This window comes from Clostridium weizhouense, assembly GCF_019431045.1.
Classification (GTDB): domain Bacteria; phylum Bacillota; class Clostridia; order Clostridiales; family Clostridiaceae; genus Clostridium; species Clostridium weizhouense.
This window is the reverse complement of the sequence record NZ_JAHXPT010000003.1, coordinates 198,927-217,532: the sequence shown is the minus strand read 5'-3', so window position 1 is coordinate 217,532 and position 18,606 is coordinate 198,927. Positions and strand designations below refer to the sequence as shown.

General features: G+C 25.4%; 16 protein-coding genes and 2 pseudogenes. 9 read left to right on the top strand and 9 right to left on the bottom strand.

Going from position 1 to position 18,606, the window contains the following annotated elements:
- The first annotated feature begins 53 nt into the window (after nt 1–53).
- The 7 genes from cmk to miaB all read left to right on the top strand — a co-directional run bounded on the left by cmk (nt 54) and on the right by miaB (nt 6,414).
- Entirely contained in the window at nt 54–713 is a 660-nt protein-coding gene (cmk, locus tag KYD98_RS05550; RefSeq protein WP_219778604.1) for a (d)CMP kinase, read from the top strand.
- A 22-nt stretch (nt 714–735) separates the two neighbouring features.
- Complete coding sequence (locus KYD98_RS05545; protein ID WP_219778603.1) at nt 736–2,643, top strand: bifunctional 4-hydroxy-3-methylbut-2-enyl diphosphate reductase/30S ribosomal protein S1; 1,908 nt, start codon at nt 736–738, stop codon at nt 2,641–2,643.
- 151 nt (nt 2,644–2,794) lie between these two features.
- Nucleotides 2,795–3,643 (top strand): GNAT family N-acetyltransferase, encoded by an 849-nt coding sequence (locus tag KYD98_RS05540; RefSeq protein WP_219778602.1) that lies wholly within the window; start codon nt 2,795–2,797, stop codon nt 3,641–3,643.
- A gap of 44 nt (nt 3,644–3,687) precedes the next feature.
- Nucleotides 3,688–3,966, top strand: coding sequence for a hypothetical protein (locus KYD98_RS05535; protein ID WP_219778601.1), 279 nt, complete (start codon nt 3,688–3,690; stop codon nt 3,964–3,966).
- Nucleotides 3,967–4,034: 68 nt separating this feature from the next.
- The gene (locus KYD98_RS05530; RefSeq protein WP_219778600.1) at nt 4,035–4,358 is read left to right on the top strand and encodes a DUF5661 family protein; all 324 of its coding nucleotides are present in this window, start codon (nt 4,035–4,037) and stop codon (nt 4,356–4,358) included.
- Nucleotides 4,359–4,705: 347 nt separating this feature from the next.
- Complete coding sequence (locus KYD98_RS05525; protein ID WP_219778599.1) at nt 4,706–4,873, top strand: hypothetical protein; 168 nt, start codon at nt 4,706–4,708, stop codon at nt 4,871–4,873.
- Between the two features lie 185 nt (nt 4,874–5,058).
- Nucleotides 5,059–6,414 (top strand): tRNA (N6-isopentenyl adenosine(37)-C2)-methylthiotransferase MiaB, encoded by a 1,356-nt coding sequence (miaB, locus tag KYD98_RS05520; protein WP_219778598.1) that lies wholly within the window; start codon nt 5,059–5,061, stop codon nt 6,412–6,414.
- A 121-nt stretch (nt 6,415–6,535) separates the two neighbouring features.
- On the opposite strand, the gene ybaK is transcribed toward miaB, so the two are convergent.
- Nucleotides 6,536–7,012, bottom strand: coding sequence for a Cys-tRNA(Pro) deacylase (gene ybaK / locus KYD98_RS05515; RefSeq protein ID WP_219778597.1), 477 nt, complete (start codon nt 7,010–7,012; stop codon nt 6,536–6,538).
- A gap of 705 nt (nt 7,013–7,717) precedes the next feature.
- Here ybaK and KYD98_RS05510 point away from each other — a divergent pair.
- A complete protein-coding gene (locus tag KYD98_RS05510) occupies nt 7,718–8,707 on the top strand; it encodes a tyrosine recombinase XerC (protein ID WP_219778596.1) in 990 nt (329 codons plus the stop codon).
- Nucleotides 8,708–8,904: 197 nt separating this feature from the next.
- On the opposite strand, the gene KYD98_RS05505 is transcribed toward KYD98_RS05510, so the two are convergent.
- Nucleotides 8,905–9,420, bottom strand: coding sequence for a YtxH domain-containing protein (locus tag KYD98_RS05505; protein ID WP_219778595.1), 516 nt, complete (start codon nt 9,418–9,420; stop codon nt 8,905–8,907).
- Nucleotides 9,421–9,613: 193 nt separating this feature from the next.
- Nucleotides 9,614–10,045, bottom strand: coding sequence for a hypothetical protein (locus KYD98_RS05500; RefSeq protein ID WP_219778594.1), 432 nt, complete (start codon nt 10,043–10,045; stop codon nt 9,614–9,616).
- A 161-nt stretch (nt 10,046–10,206) separates the two neighbouring features.
- On the opposite strand from KYD98_RS05500, the gene lexA reads away from it, so the two are divergent.
- Complete coding sequence (gene lexA, locus KYD98_RS05495) at nt 10,207–10,812, top strand: transcriptional repressor LexA (RefSeq protein ID WP_219778593.1); 606 nt, start codon at nt 10,207–10,209, stop codon at nt 10,810–10,812.
- A 62-nt stretch (nt 10,813–10,874) separates the two neighbouring features.
- On the opposite strand, the gene KYD98_RS05490 is transcribed toward lexA, so the two are convergent.
- The 6 genes and pseudogenes from KYD98_RS05490 to mutS form a co-directional block, all read right to left on the bottom strand.
- A complete protein-coding gene (locus KYD98_RS05490; protein ID WP_219778592.1) occupies nt 10,875–12,164 on the bottom strand; it encodes a methionine gamma-lyase family protein in 1,290 nt (429 codons plus the stop codon).
- A gap of 74 nt (nt 12,165–12,238) precedes the next feature.
- The gene (hfq, locus tag KYD98_RS05485) at nt 12,239–12,472 is read right to left on the bottom strand and encodes an RNA chaperone Hfq (RefSeq protein WP_219778733.1); all 234 of its coding nucleotides are present in this window, start codon (nt 12,470–12,472) and stop codon (nt 12,239–12,241) included.
- Nucleotides 12,473–12,526: 54 nt separating this feature from the next.
- The gene (gene miaA, locus KYD98_RS05480; RefSeq protein WP_219778591.1) at nt 12,527–13,456 is read right to left on the bottom strand and encodes a tRNA (adenosine(37)-N6)-dimethylallyltransferase MiaA; all 930 of its coding nucleotides are present in this window, start codon (nt 13,454–13,456) and stop codon (nt 12,527–12,529) included.
- A 32-nt stretch (nt 13,457–13,488) separates the two neighbouring features.
- Nucleotides 13,489–15,540 carry a DNA mismatch repair endonuclease MutL gene (mutL, locus tag KYD98_RS05475; RefSeq protein WP_219778590.1) on the bottom strand — a complete coding sequence of 684 codons (2,052 nt, stop codon included), beginning with the start codon at nt 15,538–15,540 and terminating at the stop codon, nt 13,489–13,491.
- Between the two features lie 157 nt (nt 15,541–15,697).
- A pseudogene (locus KYD98_RS18490) lies at nt 15,698–15,877 on the bottom strand (hypothetical protein); the annotation flags it as partial.
- Between the two features lie 110 nt (nt 15,878–15,987).
- Nucleotides 15,988–18,460 (bottom strand): annotated as a pseudogene (gene mutS / locus KYD98_RS05470) (DNA mismatch repair protein MutS); the annotation flags it as partial.
- Nucleotides 18,461–18,606 lie beyond the last annotated feature (146 nt).

Below are 18,606 nucleotides of genomic sequence, written 5' to 3'. Positions count from 1 at the left end.
TTAAAGGTTTAAAATCAAAATATTATATAAAAATTAGAAAAGAGGAACAGATTTTGAGAATATCAGTAGCAATAGATGGACCAGCAGGTGCAGGTAAAAGTACAATAGCTAAATTAGTAGGTAATGAATTTAATCTTATGTACATAAATACTGGAGCAATGTATAGAGCAGTAGCATTAAAAGCTAATGAAAAAGGGCTGGTTCCAAGTGATGTTAATAAAATATGTGATTTAATAAGTACTATGGAAATGCACTTTGAAAATGATGATTTAATTTTGAATGGTGAAAATATTCAGGATAAAATAACTCTTCCTGAAATAAGTAATATAGTATCTTCTTATGCTTCAATATCAGAAGTAAGAGTTAAACTTGTTAAACTTCAAAGAGATATGTCTAATAAATTTGATGTTATAATGGATGGAAGAGATATAGGAACGGTTGTTCTGAAAAATTCAAACTTTAAGTTTTTCCTAACAGCTACAGCAGAAGAAAGAGCAAATAGAAGATATAAGGAATTACAACTTAGAAATATTGAGTGTTCATATGATGATATATTAAAAGATATTATAGATAGAGATTATAAAGATACTCATAGAGAAGTAGATCCACTAAAAAAAGCAGATGATGCTATTGAAGTTGATACTACAGGACTTAATATATCTGAGGTGACAGAAAAAATAAATTCTTATATAAGACAAAAAATTAAAGCATAAAAATGCTAAGGAGAATATATTAATGAGTGAAATAATTTTAGCAAAAAATGCTGGTTTTTGTTTTGGAGTACAAAGAGCTGTAGATGAAGCATTAAAAATACAAAAACAAGAAGGAAAAAAAATTTATACACTTGGTCCTTTAATACATAATAATGATGTAGTAAACTTATTAAAACAAAATAATATTTACTCTATAGAACTAGAAAATATAAATATGTTAAATCCTGATGATATCATTGTTATAAGATCTCATGGAGTATCAGAGGAAGTTATAAATTCTTTAAATAAACTTCAATTAAAAGTTGTAAATGCTACTTGTCCTTTTGTAACCAATATTCAAAAAAAAGTAAAGAAATATTCACAATTGGGGTATACTATAATAATACTTGGTGATTCTAATCACCCTGAAGTCATAGGTATAAATGGTTGGTGTAATAATAAGGCTATTATTTCTAAAAATGGTGAATTAGAAGGTGATATTCCTCATAAGGTATGCGTAGTATCACAAACAACAGAAAAAGTTGAAAATTGGGAAAAGTTAATTAAGAGTCTTTCTACAAAAGTTAAGGAACTATTAGCATTTAATACAATATGTGCTGCTACAGAGGTTAGACAGAGAAGTACAAATAAAGTTTCAAAAGAAGTAGATTTTATGATTGTTATTGGAGGTAAAGAAAGTTCGAATACAACTAAACTTTATCAAATTTCTAAAAATAATTGTAAAAATACAATACACATAGAAAATGCTAAAGAGTTAACTAAAGATTTTATGAAAAATAATATAAATAGAATAGGAATAACTGCTGGTGCATCTACACCAGATTGGATTATTAAGGAGGTAATTGAAATTATGAATAACGAACAAAATATTAACTGTGATGATCAATTATCATTGATGAATGAACTTGATAGAAGGTTTGTAATTGGTGATGAAGTAGAAGGGGAAATTCTTTCAAAAACTAATGACTCTATAATAGTTTCATTAGTAGGATATAAAATAGATGGAGTTATTCCTTTTAATGAATTAACATTAAAAGAGGAATCTGCAGATATAGTAAGAAACTTTAATATTGGAGATAAAATAAAAGCAAAAGTTATAAAATTACAAAATTCTGATGGATATGTTGTTTTATCAAGACTTGAATATGAAAAAGAAGAGACTTATAAAGAACTTGAAGTTTTATTTAATGAAGAAAAAACTTTTAATGTAACTGTTAAAGAAGCTAGAGAAAAAGGACTTGTTGCATATTATAATGGTGTAAGAATATTTATACCTGCTTCACAAATTGATACTAAATTTACTAAAGATAAAGAACAATATCTTAACAAAACTTTAGAAGTTAAATTAATAGATTATTCTATCGATAATCATACAAAAGTAATAGCTTCAAGAAGAGTTTTATTAGAAGGTGTTAGAGCTGAAGAAGAGGCTAAAGCATGGGAAGTATTAAATATTGGAGATGTAGTTAAAGGTGAAGTTAAAAGATTTACTTCATTTGGAGCATTTTTAAACGTTGATGGCATAGATGGTTTATTACATTTATCCCAAATTTCATGGAATCATGTTAAAAATATTGAAGATGTACTAACAAAAGGGCAAGTTATTGAAGTTAAAATTATTGATTTAGATAAAGAAAATAAAAAATTATCTTTAAGTAGAAAAGAATTACTTCCAAAACCATGGGATAATGCAAAAGAGAAATATCCTGAGGGCTCTATTGTATTAGGAAAAGTAGTAAGAATAAATGATTTTGGTGCATTTATAGAATTAGAACCAGGAGTAGATGGCTTAGTCCATATTTCAAAAATTTCACATAATAGAATTCAACATCCATCAGAAGTTTTAACTGTAGGTGAAGAAGTTAAAGCTAAAATTTTAGAAGTAGATGAAGAAAATAAGAGAGTAAGCTTAAGTATAAAAGATATCTAAATTTGTACTAAATAAAAAAGAACCTAATATATTTATATAGAGGTTCTTTTTTGTTTAACTTGTAAATAAAAAACTTCTTTAGTATATTTGAAATTGACTAGAATAAATAAAAATAATATACTTTACTTATTATAAAAGTGAGGAATTTTTTATGCTTATAATAGAAAGATTATCATTAATGAATATAAAACACTTAAAAAAATTACAAAAACAAAGCAAAAATATATATAATAAAGATTTTTTTAAAGATTACAATACTCAATCGTTTATTATTCAGTATTTAAAAAGAAAAGAAGTAAAGTTGTTTAAATATAATAATGAGTATATAGGATATATATGGATAGATTCTCCTATAGATAGTACAAATAAAATTTTAGCACTATATATAAATGATTTATATATAAATATAGTAAAAGAAGAAATCATAAAAATATTTAAGAATAAATTATTAGTTTTTGATGTAATTGATAATGAGTTGAATTATGATATAATGAAAAAATTAGGTTTTAAAGAATTAAAGGTAACTTCATTGATGAAAATTAAAATATCAAATCAACATAAATCTTATTTAGGTAATAAATCTAATTTTAAAATTTTTACTAAAAAAGAAGATGAAAAATTAAGATGCTTTATTCAAAATTCTGTATTCCATGAAAATGATAGAATTCCATTAGTTCCATATGATATAAAACTAGAAGAACAAGAAGACTACTACATAGATAATCTATGTGTATTTATAATGGAAAGAAATAATGCAGTAGGCTACGGTCAAGTTATTCTACGAAATGATTTATATACTATAGTTAATGTAGGAATATTAGAAAAATATAGGGGCAACGGTTATGGAGAAATGTTAATAAGATATTTATTATATTTATGTTATAATGAAAATATAAGTGTAGTAGCTATAAATGTAGATTCTAACAACTATAATGCAATAGCATTATATAAAAAAGTTGGATTCAGTGAATATGGAAAAATAACAACTTGGAGCAAATAATTCAAAGAACATAAGCAATGTTTAATTAGGGGGATACAATATTAATGGAAAGTAAAATAATTTGGGATAATAATTCTAATATAGTTTATGGTGAAAAAAGTAATTTTAATAATAAACTAGAATTTATTCAATATGTAAAAGCTGAACATAAAAAAATCAATAAATATGATTGTTATGTAGATAATTTGAAATTGCAAGTTTATATAATTACTAAAAAAGGTATAAATGCAAATAGTATTGTACCTATTTCTGATACTGATATAAAAATAGTTACTATGTATAGTGGAAACTTTGCAAGTATGGAAGGATTAAGTGGAAATTAATTTATTGTGTCATATTGTATATAAAAAGCATATAATAAATGTAAAAATAATATTAGGTTGGTATTAATATGAAACATAGTGATTGGATAATAATGAAACTAAGAGGAAATCGAGAAAAGGTATCATTTACTATGGATGAAGCAGCTGAAATAGCTAGAAATTTAAAAATTGATTTTTCTAAAGAAAAATTTGATTTAGAAGAATTCACTTTAGGGGTAAATGTAGAACTTGAGCATGGTAGTAAATTTCCAGAAACTAATGTTACTCAAAATGATCCAATATTAACTGGGAAAATAGCATTAGCACATTTAATGGAATTTCCTGATTATTATACAAGGCTAAAAAAGTTAGAAGATGAAGCTAAAACATTTTGGGATTATACTAATGTATAAAGGATAGAATAATAATAAAAATATATCTTATTTAAAGATATATTTTATCTATAGAATCTGAATAAAGTAAAAAGGTAACAAAGTAAGTAAATCTTATTTGTTACCTTTTTACTTTAATTAAAATATTAAATTTATTTTTACAAATTTATACAACATAGGACAATAAATTATAAACTATTATGTAATATCTATTTTAAAAATAGTATTATATGTAATACGTTGAAAAAACATAGACAATTATATAGGTTTACTAAAAGTTCAAAATTAGATATACTGTATATGTAAACAGTTTCAGGTGATGAAAAAGTATCGTTATATTATTAAGTTAAGAAAGGATGAATGCTGTATTGGGAAATTTAATAAAAATTGCTATGTATGCAGAAAAAAGAAAGAAAAATAGAACAGTAAATATAGAAATGTTAGAGAAGCATATTTTACGATATAATAGATGGTTAAAACAAACTAATAGAGAGGATAAAATAGAAAGTTATGAATGCTTCTTGCAATCTCATTGATTATTTTTAAAAGTAGGTTAAACTTATGTTTAATCTACTTTTAATTTACAAAAATATATACTTTAATGAACTATTTCTAAAAAGAATTTATTAAAAAACATAATGATTAATCCTGATAAGCTTTAATTTCTATAATATATTTGTTATAATACAACAAGATGATTTAAAAAATTGGAGGAACAAAAATGACTTTTAATATAAATGAATTAGAAAAGAATAATAGTTTAAAATATTATATTGAAACTTGGGGTTGCCAAATGAATGAAGAAGATTCAGAAAAACTATCAGGGATGTTAAAACGAATCGGCTATACTAACACTGAAGTTAGAGAAGATGCTTCGATAATATTATTTAATACTTGTTGTGTTAGAGAAAATGCTGAAAATAAAGTATATGGTAACCTTGGGATGTTAAAAAAATTAAAAGAAAAAAATCCAGAATTAATTATTGGAATATGTGGCTGTATGATGCAACAAAAGGGAATGGCTGATGAAATCTTAAAAAGGTTCCCTTTTGTTGACATAATTTTTGGAACACATAATTCTCATAAATTTCCAGAATACTTAAATAGAGTACAAACTGAAGGAGTACAAGTTAAAGAAATTTTAAATAAAGAAGAAAAAATAGTAGAAGGTCTTCCTATAGATAGAAAAAGTAGTGTAAAAGCTTTCGTTACTATAATGTATGGTTGCAATAATTTTTGTACATATTGTATAGTCCCATATGTTAGAGGAAGAGAAAGAAGTAGAAATCCTGAAGATATAGAAAATGAAATTAAAGAATTAGTATCTAAAGGTTATAAAGAAGTAACTTTATTAGGTCAAAATGTCAATTCATATGGTAAGGGATTAGAAAATGAAATTACCTTTGCTGATCTTCTAAGAAGAATTAATAAAATTGAAGGGCTTGAAAGAATTAGATTTATGACATCTCATCCTAAAGATTTAAATTTAGATGTAATTATGGCTATTAAAGAATGTGATAAGATTTGTGAACAAATTCATTTACCTGTACAAAGTGGATCAAATAGATTACTTAAAGAAATGAATAGAAATTATACAAGAGAGCAATATTTAGAATTAGCTAAAACTATAAGAAAGGAAATACCAGACGTAACATTTTCAACTGATATAATAATTGGATTCCCAGGAGAAACAGAAGAAGATGTTGAAGAAACTATAGAATTAGTTAAAGAAATTCAATATGATGCAGCGTTCACATATTTATATTCAAGAAGAAATCATACACCAGCAGATAAGATGGAAAATCAAATACCAGAAGAAGTTAAGCATGAAAGATTCAATAAATTAGTTAAAGTAGTTAATGAATGTATTGCAAAAGGAAATAAAGCAGCAGAAGGTAAAATTTATGAAGTTCTAGTTGAAGGTGTAAGTAAGAATGATGAAAATAAATTGACTGGAAGAACTAGAAATGCAAGATTGGTAAATTTTGATGGATGCACAGAATTGATAGGGAAGTTAGTTAATGTAAAAATTACTAAGGCTAATTCATTCTCATTAATTGGAGAAATAGTAGAGTAGAGTAATTAAAAAATAAGATGGTATATTAAAAATTATATACTATCTTATTTTTATACTCATTAAGAAAAATATTATATAATATTAGCAATATACAATTACAAATCTATTAGAGCATAGACATTTACTTAATTATATCTTCAAAAGAACAATTTATAATTTTTTGAAGATCGTAGGGATTCATCTCAATTTGATGACCTATTTTACCACCACTAAATACTATTGTTTCAAAACATAAAGCTTCTTCTTGAACAAAAGTTTTAAATTGTTTTTTCATACCAAGCGGGGAACAGCCACCCCTTATATAACCAGTTATTTTATTTATATCTTTAACGTGAATCATTTCTATATTTTTTTCACTGGCAACTTTACTAGCTTTTTTCATATCCAATTCTTCGGCAACTGGAATTACGAAAACATAGACTTCTTTAGAATTACCTTTAGTTACTAAAGTTTTAAAAACCTGATTAACATCTTTATTTATTTTATGTGCAACTGCAACGCCATCTATTTTACCATCCTTATTTTCATAATTGTAAGTTTGATATATTATATTATTAGTATCCAAAATTCTCATAGCATTAGTTTTTGTTTGAGCCATAGATTTTTCCTCCTTTGAACTTAAAAAATATTATAAATCATATTTTAGATTTAATTAATATTTTATCCTTGAATAAATTATACATTATAATTGCTTTTTTAATCAAATTTTTGATTTTTTATGAAATTTATAAGCAAAAAAATACCCCTCATGTGTTTATATATTATGAATTTGAATATATTTTAAAAGTAGTTTTATGTGCTTTTTAAAAAAGTTAAATCCCAAAAAACATCAGAATCGATATCTGTATTTTAAACTAATTAAGATTAATTTTAGCAATTTTAGGATATTATAAAAGTTTTAATCTATATAAATTTATTGATAACTAAAATAAAAACATTATTTTAAAAGATATTTAAAATTATATATTTTTTAATATATAAACTTAATCCTAAATCAACAAACAGTTAGAATAGATTTAAATTACAAAATAAAATATAAAGTAATTTAAATAACTTACTTAAATTAAATCACTTTATAATAAAAAATAGTTGGTTTAATGAATGTAATAATCAAGCTAAAAACAATTAAATAGTATAATTTATATAAAATTTGGATATAATATTAATAAAAAAGCGTAAAATTATTTCGGGAAATATACATTTCCCGAAATAATTGATAAAAAATTCATTTATTGTTATAATATATTTAAATCTTGTAAATAATAATAAGATTTAAATATATTTCAATTATGGAGATAAAAAAATGAATTACGATATTAATATGTTTAAAAATAATGATCTACCAGATTCGGTTATAGATTTTCTAAACTATCTAGAAACTATTAAAAACAAATCTGAAAATACAATTAGTGCATATAAAAAAGATTTAACTATATTTTTTAGATTTATGATGCTATATAAAGGAATGGTTAAAAATAGCAAAACTGATTTTGATGAAATAGATATAACATCAATTGACGATGAATTTTTAAAATCTATAAAACTTAGAGATTTGTATGCTTTTATGTCTTTTGCTGAAAAATATAGAGAAAATAGTAGCTATGCTAGAGCTAGAAAAGTAGCTACATTAAAGTCTTTCTTTAAATTTCTTCAAGGAAAAGCAAAAATAATAACAGATAATCCGACTATTGAGCTTGAATCACCTAAAATAAATAAAAGACATCCCGTTTATCTTACATTAGAACAAAGCTTACATTTACTTGAATCTTTAGATAAAAAAAATAAAAATTATGCTCGAGATTATTGTATTTTAACTTTATTTTTAAATTGCGGAATGCGCCTTTCAGAATTATGCGGTATAAAGATAGATAAGATTAGAAATGATACACTAACAATCATAGGTAAAGGAAATAAAGAACGAACTGTTTATTTAAATGAAGCTTGCTTAAGAGCAATAAATAATTATAAACAAGTTAGAGATGATTCTAAAGCTTTATTAGAAAATAAAAAATTCTTATTTTTATCTTCTAGGAATGCTCCCATAAATCAAAGAACTGTTGAAATAATGATAAAGAAACATATAACCAATGCTGGTTTAACGGATGCTAAATATACCCCACATAAATTAAGACATACTGCTGCTACTCTTATGTATAAATATGGACAAGTAGATATAAGGAGTCTTCAAAATATTTTAGGACATGAAAATATATCAACAACTCAAATTTATACTCACGTTGATGATGATACATTAAGAGAAGCTGTAAAATCAAATCCATTATCAAAATTATAGTGCTACTCTCCTGTTATAATAAACATTACCTACATAAATAATTAAATTTATTTATGTAGGTAATGTTTTATCTAAATTACTTTACATAATATTTATACTGTAGTTATTTTTTAATAGATATAAATTTAAAATAAAAACAATTCTTATATTTATATTTATATAGTCAATTTTTCTTAATAAAATTAATTATAGTATTATTATCTTATTGAATCTCCGTAAAGCTTTTTAAAATTATCAATATATTTAGACTCATTTCCCTCGTACATTATAAGTGTATTCCCTTTTCTATAATAATATGGTTTAGTTGTAAAGTTTGTTGTTTTACCATTTATAGTTAGTCCATTTTCAGATATATTTTTTATATCTTCTTCTATTTTATCAGCAGAATCATATTCATAAACATAAACTGAATCATTCCCCACTTTATAATTTGTTTCTTTTCCAGTAAAATATGCTTTTTTTCCTTCAGCATATTCTTTAATATCATAACCTGCATTAACTATATCATCTTTAAAATTTATTGCAGTATATTTTATATTCTCGCCTACATCTTTAGCTTCTTCTTTAATATCTTCTCCAACTTTTTTAACATCTTCACTGGTTTTCTCTGTATTATTTTTAATATTATCTGTTGTTGAATTTTTACAACTAACAATTGCTGAAGATGATAACATAACTAGTAAAGCTAATGCTAAAACAGAGTTTTTTTTCATATTAATACACCATCCTTTAATTATAGTTCTATAATAGTTTGTGTTTAAAATTTTAATATATACTTAATTATTAAATGTTCAATTACTTTACATAACATTTATACTGAAAACTAATTGAAAATTAAAAAAATAAAAAAGGTGTGATAAATTAAATTTATTTCACCTTTTTTATCTAGATATATTTTAATAAATATTATTTTTTACTTTTAAATCTTCTAACCCCTGGATATACTTCTTCTGTTAATTCATCTATACTTTCTTCATCAAATAAATCAGTATCATCTAAATATTCAATATGCTCAAAAGCATCTTCATATCCCACATTTTCATTTGTTTCAATTTCATTTACTTTCAAATCTGTTGAATCAATAAATTTAGAATATAAAGCTTTCAAATCAACATTACTTTCTTCAAATTCTTTTAATTGTTCATCATCTAAAGATGATTTCAAATTATTTAAAAATTCTTCTTCTAATATTTTATTTTCTTCTTTTGTTTTTGCAATATCTTCTATTTTTATCGCTTTAGTATCTATACCATCCATTTCTAAGCATTTACCACAATTATCACATAATTTATTTTGATATATATCACAATAATCATCATCAGTATATTTATTTATCATTTATAACACCTCTATTTCTATTCTGAAATCGTCATTATATTATATCAAACCCACTCATTTTACGCAAATTTTAGTTTATAAATTTCAATATAGAACATAAGTTTGTTATATAAGAAAAGCTATGATATAATAACTATAAGATAGTGAGGTGTAACGTAACGATGATAGAGAGTAAAGACAGGCAATCAGAAATATATGAGTTTTTAAAAACATATACAGAAAATAAAGGATACCCACCTTCAGTAAGAGAAATATGTGAAGCTGTTTCATTGAAATCAACTTCTACTGTACATGGTCATCTTAAAAGATTAGAAAAAAAAGGTCTTATTAAAAGGGATCCAACAAAACCAAGAGCATTAGAGATAGTAGAACTTGCCAGTTCAAAAAAAGAAATGATTAATATCCCTATCGTTGGGAAAATAACAGCTGGTCTACCAATACTTGCAACAGAAAATATAGAAGATTCATTTCCTATACCACTTGATTATATAAAACATAATAATGAATTATTTATGTTAAGAGTATCTGGTGAAAGTATGGTTAATGCAGGAATTAGAAATAATGATCTTGCTATTATAGAAAGTTGTAACAATGCACTAAATGGTGATATTGTAGTTGCATTAATAGATGAAGAAGCAACTATTAAAAGATTTTATAAAGAAGCTGATCATATTAGATTACAACCTGAAAATGATTCGATGGATCCAATTATAGTTAATGATTGCAAAATCCTTGGTAAATTAGTTGGAATATTTAGAGCGTATTAAAAAACTCACATAAAGGGGCTATCTCAAATTCAAGATATTTTTGAGATAGCCCTACATTTTTATTATTTTATATCTAAAACTTTACTTAATCCTAATAAAACACCTATTTTACCATGATCAAAGTTTAATCCACCTTGAATATACGCAATATATGGTTCTCTTATCGGACCATCAGCTGATAACTCTATTGTTGAACCTGAAATAAATGCACCAGCCGCCATTATTATTTCACTATCATATCCTGGCATTGCCCACGGTTCACATACTGCAAAAGCATCAATAGGTGATCCAGCTTGGATTCCATTACAAAATTGAATTAACCTTTTAGGATCACCAAATTCAATGGCTTGTATAATATCTGTCCTTTTATCTGTTGAAGCTGGAAACCCTTTAAATCCTGCAAGTTCCATTACTCTTGCACAAAATATAGCAGTTTTAACTGCTTCTATAGATACATGAGGTGCAGAGAATAATCCTTGATATAAACTTCTCATTAAGCCATAAGTTGCACCATACTCCCCTCCTATTCCAGGAACAGTTAATCTATAGGAAGCTTGCTCAACATATTCTTTTTTTCCAACAATATATCCACCACCTGGCGCAATTCCACCACCTATATTTTTCATAAGTGAACCCGCCATAAGATCTGCTCCAACTTCTGTTGGTTCAATACTTTCTATGAATTCACCGTAACAGTTATCAACAAATATTATTACATCTTCTCTAACTTCTCTTATATATTTAATAACTTTCTCTAATTCTTCAATTAAAAATGATTTTCTTGAAGCATATCCTGTACTTCTTTGAATATGTATTAATTTTATAGCTTTATCATTTTTTAATGTATTTTTTATTTCATCAAATTTAAATTTACCTTGTTCATCTAATGCTATTACATCCGTTTGTATTCCATACTCATCTAAAGAACCTATATTTTTCTTGTTGGTTAATCCTAAAACTCCAAGCAGTGTATCATAAGGCATGCCTGAAACACATAATATTTTATCTCCTGGTCTAACATTTCCCATAATAGCAGCTCCAATAGCATGAGTACCACTAACAAAATGCGGTCTAACTAATCCGGCTTCAGTTTTAAAAATTCTAGCATATACTCTGTCTAATGCATCTCTTCCTAAATCATCAATTCCATAACCAGTTGTATTAGTAAAATGAGATTCACTTATTTTTTCATCTTGAAATGCTTTTAGAACTTTAAGTTGATTATACTCTCTTATTTCATCATATTCTATAAAAATTTCTTCTGTATCTTTGATAGCTTGTTTATATAATTTGAATGCCTCTTCATTAACATTATAATTATTAATTAAGAATTCTTCTGTTTTCTTTAACATATGTTTTATTCTCCTCCTAGGTCCAAGTAACTATATTTCGTCAAAAAGAAATAGGCAATAACTTTGCCTATTTACTAACTTTCGTTATCTACAAATAAAATGGGTTTAGCTGGAGTTACCGTTGTTATTGCATGTTTATATATAAGCATTTGATTTCCATCTGAATCCAAAATAACAGTAAAACTGTCAAAGCCTTTTACAAACCCTTTTAGTTGAAATCCATTTGAAAGATATATTACAACAGGGATTTTATTTTTTCTTGCACCATTTAAAAAAATATCTTGTAAATTATTTTGTTGCTTATTCATCAAACTATAGTTACCTCCATTGAATTATTATTTTTCTTTAAGAATATTATAACCCTACTTATTACTTATGTCATCAATAATTTTAGCTAATATTTCCTCATCTGATAACTTATCTTTATCTAAGAAAATACATCTTGGATCTCTTCTAAACCAAGTTAATTGTCTTTTAGCATAATTCCTAGAGCCTTGTTTTATTAAATTTATAGATTCTTCTAAAGATATTTTCTCTTCTAGATAATAAAGTATTTCTTTATATCCAATTCCTTGCATAGATTGCATATCTGAAGTATATCCAAGTTTTTTAAGTTCTATGCACTCATCTATCAATCCTCTATTTATCATAATATCAACTCTTTGATTTATTCTATTATAAAGCTTTTCCCTATCCATTGTTAATACATAATAAAACACATCATAATCTGTTCTATAGAATTCATCTCCAGCATTATATGAACTAAATGGCTTTCCAGTAGTTTTAAAAACTTCTAATGCTCTTATAACTCTTTTTCTATTATTAGGATGAATAGAATTAAAACTTATAGAATCAATTTCTTTAAGCATAGCATGAATATAATTATTTCCATTCTCATTAGCTAGATTTTCTAAATGAGCTCTATATTCTTCATCTTTTTCAGATTCAGTAAATGTTACATTACAAGTTAAAGAGTTTATATAAAGTCCAGTTCCTCCAACTATCATAGGAAGCTTTCCTTTATTTATAATTTCCTTTAGTGATTTTTCTCCTAATTCTTTAAAATCAGCTACTGAAAACTCTTGTTCTGGAGAGATTATATCTATCATATGATGCTTAACATCTCTCATCTCTTCTTTTGTGATTTTAGCAGAACCTATATCCATTTGCTTATATATTTGCATCGAATCCGCTGATATAATTTCACCATTTAATTTCTCAGCAAGTTTTATAGAAAGTTCTGTTTTGCCTACAGCTGTAGGCCCTCCTAGAACTAGTATTTTCTGTTTCATTGAATCATTCCTTCTATAATTAATTATAAATTTTAAACTATACGCCTAAATTTTTTATCTATATCTGTACTAGTAAATTGAATTATCGTAGGTCTTCCATGTGGACAGTGAAATGGATCATCTATATATCTTAGTTCTTCAATTAATTTAGCCATTTCAAGCTCATCTAAAGAATCATTTCCTTTAACAGCTGACTTACAAGCCTTAGTTGCTATTGTATTATACTTAACTTCAGTTGTTTTTCCACTTCCTAAATTTTTAAGATTATCTATTATATCTAAAAATAAACTTTTAGGATTAAGCTTTCCTAAGAAATAAGGAACTTCTTTTAATGCAATAGATGTTCCACCAAACTCATCTATTGTAAAGCCGGCACTTTTAAATACATCTTTGTTTTCTTCAAAATAAGAATAATCATCAATGCTTAAATCAATAAGTGTTGGGACCATTAATGGTTGTATTATAATCTCTCCCTGACTTATCTCTTTTAAGTATTTTTCAAATAATATCTTTTCATGTGCTGCATGCTGATCAATCATATATAAAGTTCCATTATGTTCTCCTAGTACATAAGTTTTATTATATTGACCAATTATTCTTATTGCAGGAAATTTAGGATTTTTTATTATATTATCAGGTTTGGTTATATAACTATTTGTATTTTCCTTTATTGAATTTTGCATATTACTTTCAATATTTATATTATCGCAATTCTGAACTATTGTATTATCCATGCTTAAACTAGTTTCTTTATTGCCACTTATTATTGAAGATTCTTCACTAATAAGTGTACTTTTTTGCACTTTAGAACACATGTTCTTGTTATTGATTTCTAATTCTAAATCATTATGGTCACTTTTTAAGTCAATAGGAATACTACAAATACTTTTTTCTTCATTTGGAGAATAAATTCCTTTATTATTTTCTATAATTGAGGTATTTACTATATCGAATGATGTTTTATTAGTAAAAGAACATTTGTTCGCTTGAACTTTTTCCTTCTCTTCTTCTATCTTAAAAGTTATTTCTTCAATAGTTAAATCATTTTTTTTAGTTTTAATTTCCTTTTCTTCTGGAATAGCAAATGTATCAAATATCTCTTCTTTTAAAGCTGTATGAACTGCCCCAAATATTTTTTTAAATATAAATCTCTCATCATTAAATTTAATTTCTGCTTTTGTTGGATGTATATTAACATCAATATATTCTGGATATATATCAACAAATAATATAAAGAAAGGAAATTTATTTGAAGTTGAAAAAGATTTGAATGCTTGTTCTATAGCAATTCCAAGAGATCTATTTTTTATATATCTATTATTTACAAAAATACTTTGATTATTTCTAGATCCTCTTGCTATTTCTTCTTTACCTACATATCCATATATCGTAACAAGATCAGAAGTATCTTCAAAATATACTATGTTATCAGATATACTTTTATTATATATTGTTCTTATAACATCTTTAATATTTCCATTACCATAAGTATGAAGTATCTTCTTACCATTATTAAATAATTTAAAACTTATATTAGGATGAGATAATGCTATTCTAGTTATAATGTCTGTAATTAAAGAAGTTTCCTTTGAGGTTGTTTTTAAAAACTTCTTTCTCGCTGGTACATTAAAGAATAAGTCTCTTACTTCAAGTATTGTACCTTTATTTATTCCACATTCTGTTACTTCTGAAAAAGTGCCACCTTCAATAGAAATTTCATATCCATATTCTTCTGTTTGTTGTTTTGATTTTAGATTAACTTTAGATACAGAAGCTATTGATGGAAGCGCCTCCCCTCTAAAGCCTAAAGTACTTATGCTATATATATCTTCTGACAATTTTATTTTACTAGTAGCATGAGGCAAAAAAGCTTTAGATATATCATCTTTATAAATGCCATCTCCATCATCTACTATTCTTATAAGATTAATTCCGCCTTCTTCTATTTCAATTAATATATTTTTAGAATTAGCATCTATAGAATTTTCAACTAATTCTTTTACAACTGAACATGGTCTTTCAACAACTTCACCCGCTGCAATTTTATTTGCAGTATCTTCATTTAAAATATTAATTCTTTTCATCTAATTATCCTCCTTTCATTTGTATTTCATATAATCTATTCTAAAGATATTAGTTTACTTAGATAAATTCTAATATCAATTTTTATACTAAAATCTATAAGCTGTATACTAAAAAATTATTCTTATTTTGAAACTTAATTTCATAATAATTAATCTTTTAATTATTAAATTTCTTAGCTTCACCAACTAATTTATATAGTATATTCATGGCTTCCATTGGATTTAATGTTAATATATCAACACTGCTTAACTCTTTAAGAAGTGCTTCTTTTTCCATAAATGCAAAATCAAGTTGTATAGTATCTGAATTAGATTTCTTTTTCTTCTTATTATGAGTATTATCTTTTAAATCTTCTAAGTGAATAAAATTCTCTTCTTCCTTAGTTGACGTTGAATCCTCTATTTTTTCATTTGTAATTGAAGTTGTAACTTCTCTCTCATATATAAAATCACAAGCTACTTCTTTTTTATTAGCTTCTGTTTCTGATATATTATGTATATCATTTATATCAAATGTATTTTCCTTTTCTAATCCATTAAGAATTTCTCTAGCTCTAGATATAACTGTATCTGGAAGACCTGCAAGTTTTGCTACCTCTATACCATAAGATTCATCTGCGCCACCTTCAACAATCTTTCTTAAAAATATTACACTATCTTTCATTTTCTTAACTGCTACAGAATAGTTCTTAACTCCTGGAATTATTCCTTCTAGTTTTGTTAATTCATGATAATGTGTTGCAAATAATGTTTTGCATTTTAAGTTTTTATTTCCTGTTATATATTCTATAACTGACCAAGCTATTGAAAGTCCGTCATATGTTGAAGTCCCACGTCCTACTTCATCTAATAATACTAAACTTTTAGATGTTGCATTTTTTAAAATATTGGACACTTCCCACATTTCTACCATAAATGTTGACTTCCCACCTGCTAAATCATCAGATGCACCTATTCTAGTAAATATTTTATCACATATTGATATATTAGCTGAAGAGGCTGGTACAAATGAACCTATTTGAGCCATTAATGTAATAAGTGCAACCTGTCTCATATATGTTGATTTTCCTGCCATATTAGGACCAGTAATTAATAGAAGTTCTTTATCAGTTTGATTTAATGTAGTATTATTAGAAACAAACTCTCCACGTCCAATTACCTTTTCAACAACTGGATGACGTCCTTCTTGTATGTTAATTACTCCCTCTTCATTAATTTTAGGTTTAACATAATCATTTTCAAGTGCCACTAATGCTAACGTAGAAATTCCATCTAAGCTTGATATTATCCTAGCACTTTTCTTAAGTCTTGCAATCTCTTTTTCTACTTTATCACGAATTTCTGAAAATAAATCATATTCTAAGTTCATAAGCTTTTCTTCTGCACCTAAAATTTTGTCTTCCATTACTTTAAGTTCTTCTGTTATATATCTTTCAGCATTAGCTAATGTCTGCTTTCTTATATATCTTCCTTCTGGAATAGAGCTATAATTTGATTTAGAAATTTCAATGTAATATCCAAATACTTTGTTATATCCAACTTTTAATGATTTAATTCCTGTAAACTCTCTTTCACGATTTTCAAGTGCTACAATCCACTCTTTACCATGAAGTTTACTTTGACGCAATTCATCAACAACATCATTATATCCATCTTTTATTATATTACCTTCTTTTATACTTAAAGCAGGATCTTCTTTTATAGAATTCTCTAACAAGCTTCTGATATCAGATAATTCATCTAAATTATTATAATATTCCTTTAAAAGTCCTGAATTAGCATATTTTAATAGTTCTTTAAGAGAAGGTATTCTTTCTAAAGAAGCTTTAAGAGAAAGCATATCTTTAGCATTTACATTTCTGTTAGATATTTTACCAACAATTCTTTCTATATCATATATTTCTTTAAGAGAACTCCTTAAATCTTCATTAAAACTTATTGAGTTAAATATCTCTTCAACACCTGTCAATCTTTTTTCGATTTCAGATTTAATTATCAAAGGTTCTTCTATCCATTTTCTTAAAGTTCTTCCGCCCATAGATGTTGCACTTTTATCAAGTACCCATAAAAGAGAACCTTTTTTACTTTTTTCCCTTATACTTTCAGTAAGTTCTAAGTTTCTTCTTGAATTACCATCTATACTCATGTAGTTTACTATTTCATATTGTTCTAATAAATTTATATTAGTTAAACTCATTTTTTGAGTTTCATATATGTACTTAAGTAATACTCTGCTAGTAATTTCTCTTTCTTCAGTTAATCCGACAACTTCCATATCAGAAAATTGCTTTATAAGTTCTTCTTTGCTAACTAAAAATTCATTAAAATTTTTCTTTGATATAAGTGCAGAACTTACTCCTTTTATATCTTCTATAAGTTCCTCATTTAAGGTTTCGTCTACTAAAATTTCTTTAGGAGCTACCTTTGAAATTTCATCTAATAAACTTATCTTTATATTGTCAAATGAAGTTACTTTAAATTCTCCAGTACTTATATCAGAAATAGCTAATCCTATTCTATTATCATTTATATATATAGACATTAAATAAGTATTATCATTTTCTAATGTACTATTAGCATCTATAAAAGTACCTGGTGTAACTATTTTAACAACACCTCTTTTAACAATTCCTTTACACTTTTTAGGATCTTCAAGCTGCTCACATATAGCAACCTTATACCCTTTATTTATAAGCCTTGGAATATAAGCTGCTGCTGCATGATGTGGTATTCCACACATAGGAGCTCTCTCTTCAAGACCACAATTTTTCCCTGTAAGTACTAATTCAAGTTCACGAGAAACAGTAATAGCATCTTCAAAAAACATTTCATAAAAATCACCTAATCTATAAAATAAAATACAATCACTATATTCTTCCTTAGTTTTCATGTATTCTACCATCATTGGCGTTAAAGCCATAATAAATATCCTCCTTTATCAATAACCTTACTAAATAAATAAAATTATTTAAAAATTTTATAACATATTTAATATAAAAATTAATTATATCTTTTGTCCATTACAATATATAAATAGCTTTATTAATAATTAATTACTATATTTAA